We start from the raw sequence: 4865 nt of genomic DNA on the forward strand, positions 1-4865 counted from the left end.
GCGCCGCCGCGGCCCGCCGCCCGCCGCGGGCTGCGCGCCGTCGCCCCGCCCGAGGGGCGGCCGTTGCAGATCATCCGCGAGACCGTCCGGCTCATCGCCGAGCACGGCTTCCACGCCGTCCGCGTCCAGGACATCGCCAAGGCGTGCGAGACGAGTACGGCCGCCATCCACTACCACTTCCCCGGCCGCGACGACCTCCTGGAGGCCGCCGTGCGCTGGTGCATGGACGAGGACACCGCCCGCAGAGCCGCGCTTTCCCAAGCTCTCGGCCCCGCCCGAGCAGGGGAGACCGCGTCCGCCGGGACGGCCGACGCCGCCGACGAACTGCGGCAGCTCATCGAGCTCCAGACCCCGCGCACCTCGCGACGGCGCGAGCAGTGGTGCGTCTGGCTCGACCTGTGGGCGGAGGCGGCCCGCTCGACCGCCGTCGGCCGACTGCACACCGAGTACTACCGGCAGTGGCGCGCCACCGTCGCCGACGTGGTCCGGCGCGGCGTCGCCCAGGGCGTGTTCCGGCCCGTCGACCCCGACGCCGCCGCCCTGCACCTGACCGCCCTGATCGACGGCCTCGCCACCCAGGTCCTCGCCGCCGCCCCGGACGGCCCGGGCACCCGGCCCGACGACATGCACGCGGCCCTGCTCGCCCACGTGGACGCCACACTCACCGCCCACTGACCCTCGTACGCCCCCTGCGTACGCCAATCCCCCACACCCGCAAGGGAGTCCGGCATGCCCGTGAACGACAACGTCATCATCACCTGCGCCCTCACCGGCGCCGGCGACACCGTCCGCAAGAGCCCGCACGTCCCCGTCACGCCCGAGCAGATAGCCAGGAACGCGGTGGAGGCCGCCGAGGCCGGGGCCGCCGTCGTGCACATCCACGTCCGCGACCCCGAGACCGGTGATCCGTCCCGCGACCCGCGCCTGTACCGCGAGGTCGTCGAGCGGATCAAGGAGACCGGCACCGATGTCGTCATCAACCTGACGGCGGGCATGGGCGGCGACCTCGTCATCGACCCGGACGAGCCGCTCAAGCACCTCCCGGGCACCGACCTCGTCAGCGGCCTCGACCGGCTCCCGCACGTCGAGGACCTGCTGCCCGACATCTGCACCCTGGACTGCGGCTCGCTCAACTTCGGCGACGGCAGCAACCTCTACGTCTCCACCCCCGACATGCTCCGGCAGGGCGCCAAGCGCATCCAGGAGCTGGGCGTGCGGCCCGAGTTGGAGATTTTCGACACGGGTCAGCTCTGGTTCGCCAAGCAGCTTCTGGCCGAAGGTCTGCTCGACGATCCGACCGTCTTCCAGCTCTGCATGGGCATCCCGTGGGGTGCGCCTGCCGACCCCGGCGTGCTCCAGTCGATGGTCAACATGCTGCCCGCGGGCGCGCAGTGGGCCAGCTTTGCGCTCGGGCGCATGCAGATGCCGTGGGTCGCGCAGTCGATCCTGCTCGGCGGGCAGGTGCGGGTTGGTCTGGAGGACAACCTGTACCTGGGCAAGGGGAACAAGGTGACAAACGCGCAGCTTGTTGAGCGGGCTGTGCAGATCACCGAGAACCTTGGCTCTCGGGTTGCCACGCCGGACGAGGCTCGCCAGAAGCTTGGCCTTCGGCCCCGTTCGTAGGTGCGTTGTGTCGTGAATCATCTGCGGGCCGGTTGTGGCTGGTCGCGCCCGCGCGGCGGAGCCGCAAAGGTCGCGCCCGCGCGGCGGAGCCGCAAATGTCAGAGCCCCGCGCCCCTGAAAGGGGCGCCAACCCCCGCAGCATGTGAGGAACCCCCATCATGACCACGACCAACCCCGAACAAGTACGCCGTGTCGCCTGTGTCGGCGCCGGTGTTATCGGTGGCGGCTGGGTCGCCCACTTTCTCGCCCGTGGCTACGACGTCACCGCCTGGGATCCCGCCCCGGACGCCGAGCTGAAACTGCGGCGCCTTGTCGAGGCGGCTTGGCCCGCGCTCATCAAGCTCGGGCTCGCCGAAGGAGCCTCGCAGGAGCGGCTCACCGTCGCCGCCACCCTCGAAGAGGCCGTCGCCGACGCCCAGTTCGTGCAGGAGAGCGCGCCCGAGAAGCTGGAGCTCAAGCGCGAGCTGCTCGCGAAGCTGGACGCCGCCGCGCCCGCCGGGGTCGTCATCGCCTCCTCGACCTCCGGCTATCCGATGACCGACATGCAGACCCAGGCCGCGACCCCCGGCCGGCTCGTCGTCGGGCATCCCTTCAACCCGCCGTACCTGATCCCGCTCGTCGAGGTCGTCGGCGGCGAGCGGACCGACGCCGACGCCGTCGCCTGGGCGTCCCGCTTCTACGAGGTCGCGGGCAAATCCGTGATCACGATGAAGAGCGAGGTCCCCGGCTTCATCGCCAACCGCCTCCAGGAAGCCCTCTGGCGCGAGGCCCTGCACATGGTCGCCAACGGCGAGGCCACCGTCCAGGAGATCGACGACTCCATCACCGAGGGCCCCGGCCTGCGCTGGGCGTTCATGGGCCCCATGCTCACCTTCGCGCTCGCGGGCGGCGAGGGCGGCATGGCCCATATGCTCGACCACTTCGGCCCGTCCCTGAAGTCGCCGTGGACGCGCCTCGAAGCCCCCGAGCTCGACAAGAAGCTGTACGACGCCGTCGTCGCAGGCTGCGAGGAGGAGGCGAACGGCCGCACCATCGCCGACCTCGTCGCCGAGCGCGACCAGGGCGTCATCGACGTACTGCGCGCGACGGGCAGGCTGCCGCGCCAGGTCTCCGCCGACGACAGGGAAACCGCGTGACCAGAGAGATCGCCCGGCGTCTGCCGCTGTACCGGCAGGTCGTCCCGCCCGAGTGGATCGACTACAACGGCCATATGAGCGAGGGCTACTACTCGCTCGCCTTCGGCTTCGCCACGGACGCCATGATGGACGCCACTGGCCTGGACGCCGCCTACCGCGAGGCCACCGGCTGCTCCCTCTACACGGTCGAGGCCCATCTGCGCTATCTGCGCGACGTCGCCGAGGGCGCGCACCTCGCCGTACGCACACGGGTGCTCGGCGTGCACGGCAAGAAGGCGCACTTCGCGCACGAGCTGTACGTCGTCGACGCCGCCGCGGCCGATCCGGCGCCGGACGCCGGGCCGGTGGCCACGACCGAGCTGCTCGCCCTCCACGTCGACCAGGAACAGGGGCGCGCGGTGCCGTTCCCGGACGCGGTGGGGGAGCGCTTCGCCGAGTTCGTGGAACCGGCGCCGGAGTGGGCGGGGCGGGCGATCGCGGCGGTGGCCGCGGGCTAGGGGCTGCCCGATGGGTCGGCGCGCCCGGCCCGGGTGCACGGTGCGCCTGGCCCGGGTGCACGGTGCGCCTGGCCCGGGTGCGCGGCGCCCCCGCGTTCCGCACGGCAGCGTCCGAAGTGGTAGGTGTTCAGGTTCAGAGAGAAGTTCACCGTTCACTGTTCACTGCGACTGCGGGCAAGGTGGTTCAGACGTGAGGCTGGTAATTCTGGGTGGCGGGGGGTTCCGGGTGCCGCTCGTGTACCGGGCCCTGCTCGCCGACCGTGCGGAGGGCCGGGTCACCGAGGTCGTCCTGCACGACGTCGACGCCGCCCGGCTCGGGGCGATCGCCCGGGTTCTCGACGAGCAGGCCGCGGGGGTGCCCGCCGCGCCCGCCGTGCGGGTCACCACCGACCTCGACGAGGCGCTGCGCGGCGCCGACTTCGTGTTCTCCGCGATCCGGGTCGGCGGTCTGGAGGGCCGGGCCGCCGACGAGCGGGTGGCCCTCGCCGAGGGAGTGCTCGGGCAGGAGACGGTCGGCGCGGGCGGCATCGCGTACGGACTGCGGACCGTGCCCGTCGCCGTCGACATCGCCCGGCGCGTCGCGCGGCTCGCCCCGGACGCGTGGGTCATCAACTTCACCAACCCGGCGGGCCTGGTCACCGAGGCGATGTCCCGGCACATCGGCGACCGCGCCATCGGCATCTGCGACTCGCCCGTAGGACTCGGGCGGCGGGTGGCGCGGCTGCTCGGCGCCGAGCCGCGCGGGGCGTGGCTCGACTACGTGGGCCTGAACCACCTGGGCTGGCTGCGCGGCCTCCAGGTCGACGGCGCGGACCTGCTGCCGCGCCTGCTCGCCGACCGCGACCTCCTGGAATCCTTCGAGGAGGGCAAGCTCTTCGGCGCCGACTGGCTCCAGTCCCTCGGCGCGATCCCCAACGAGTATCTGCACTACTACTACTTCAACCGCGAGGCGGTCGCCGCCTACCGGGGGGCCGAGCGGACCCGCGGCGCGTTCCTGCACGACCAGCAGGCGCGTTTCTACGAGGAGATGCGCAACCCGGAAGCGGCGGCGTTCAAGACGTGGGACGCCACCCGCGCCGAGCGCGAGGCGACGTACATGGAGCACAGCCGGGAGGCGGCCGGAGCGGGGGAACGGGCCCCCGAGGACATGGAGTCCGGCGGCTACGAGCAGGTGGCGCTCGCCCTGATGCGCGCCATCGCCCGCGACGAACGGGCCACGCTGATCCTCAACGTCCGCAACCGCACGACCCTCGCGGAGCTCGACGCGGACGCGGTCATCGAGGTGCCGTGCCTGGTGGACGCGTCCGGCCCGCACCCGGCGACCGTGACGCCGCTGCCCGGGCACGCCACCGGCCTGGTGTGCGCGGTCAAGGCCGTCGAACGCGAGGTGCTCGCCGCGGCGGAGAGCGGCTCGCGCGCCACCGCGGTCAAGGCGTTCGCGCTGCACCCGCTGGTCGACTCGGTGTCCGTGGCCCGCCGCCTGATGGACGGCTACGCGCGGGCGCACCCGGGCCTGGCCTACCTGACCTGAGCACCGCCCTGGCATGATCATGAAATGACCGCGCCCGAGCCCCGCACCGCGCCCGAGCCCCGCACCGCGCCCGAGCCC

General features: G+C 72.7%; 5 protein-coding genes. All 5 read left to right on the forward strand.

Annotated elements, in window-relative coordinates; all coding sequences use genetic code 11:
* Window positions 1-675: TetR/AcrR family transcriptional regulator (locus tag STRAU_RS33030; RefSeq protein ID WP_052029388.1), on the forward strand; the 675-nt coding region annotated here is incomplete at its 5' end.
* 54 nt (window positions 676-729) lie between these two features.
* A complete protein-coding gene (locus STRAU_RS33035) occupies window positions 730-1623 on the forward strand; it encodes a beta-keto acid cleavage family enzyme (RefSeq protein ID WP_037663535.1) in 894 nt (297 codons plus the stop codon).
* Window positions 1624-1781: 158 nt separating this feature from the next.
* On the forward strand, window positions 1782-2759 hold the full coding sequence (locus tag STRAU_RS33040) for a 3-hydroxyacyl-CoA dehydrogenase NAD-binding domain-containing protein (RefSeq protein ID WP_016644767.1): 978 nt from the start codon (window positions 1782-1784) through the stop codon (window positions 2757-2759).
* A complete protein-coding gene (locus STRAU_RS33045; RefSeq protein WP_016644768.1) occupies window positions 2756-3256 on the forward strand; it encodes a thioesterase family protein in 501 nt (166 codons plus the stop codon). The genes STRAU_RS33040 and STRAU_RS33045 overlap by 4 nt, the downstream gene beginning before the upstream one ends.
* Window positions 3257-3446: 190 nt before the next feature.
* Window positions 3447-4787, forward strand: a complete 1341-nt coding sequence (locus STRAU_RS33050) for a 6-phospho-beta-glucosidase (protein WP_037663537.1) — start codon at window positions 3447-3449, stop codon at window positions 4785-4787.
* Window positions 4788-4865 lie beyond the last annotated feature (78 nt).

Origin of the sequence: Streptomyces aurantiacus JA 4570 (assembly GCF_000414115.1) — a bacterium.
Classification (GTDB): Bacteria; Actinomycetota; Actinomycetes; order Streptomycetales; family Streptomycetaceae; genus Streptomyces; species Streptomyces aurantiacus_A.

What these genes read in the sequence shown, in the direction of transcription:
- STRAU_RS33040 (WP_016644767.1), top strand. Translation starts at nt 1,782, where the DNA reads ATGACCACGACCAACCCCGAACAAGTACGCCGTGTCGCCTGTGTCGGC.
- STRAU_RS33035 (WP_037663535.1), top strand. Translation starts at nt 730, where the DNA reads ATGCCCGTGAACGACAACGTCATCATCACCTGCGCCCTCACCGGCGCC.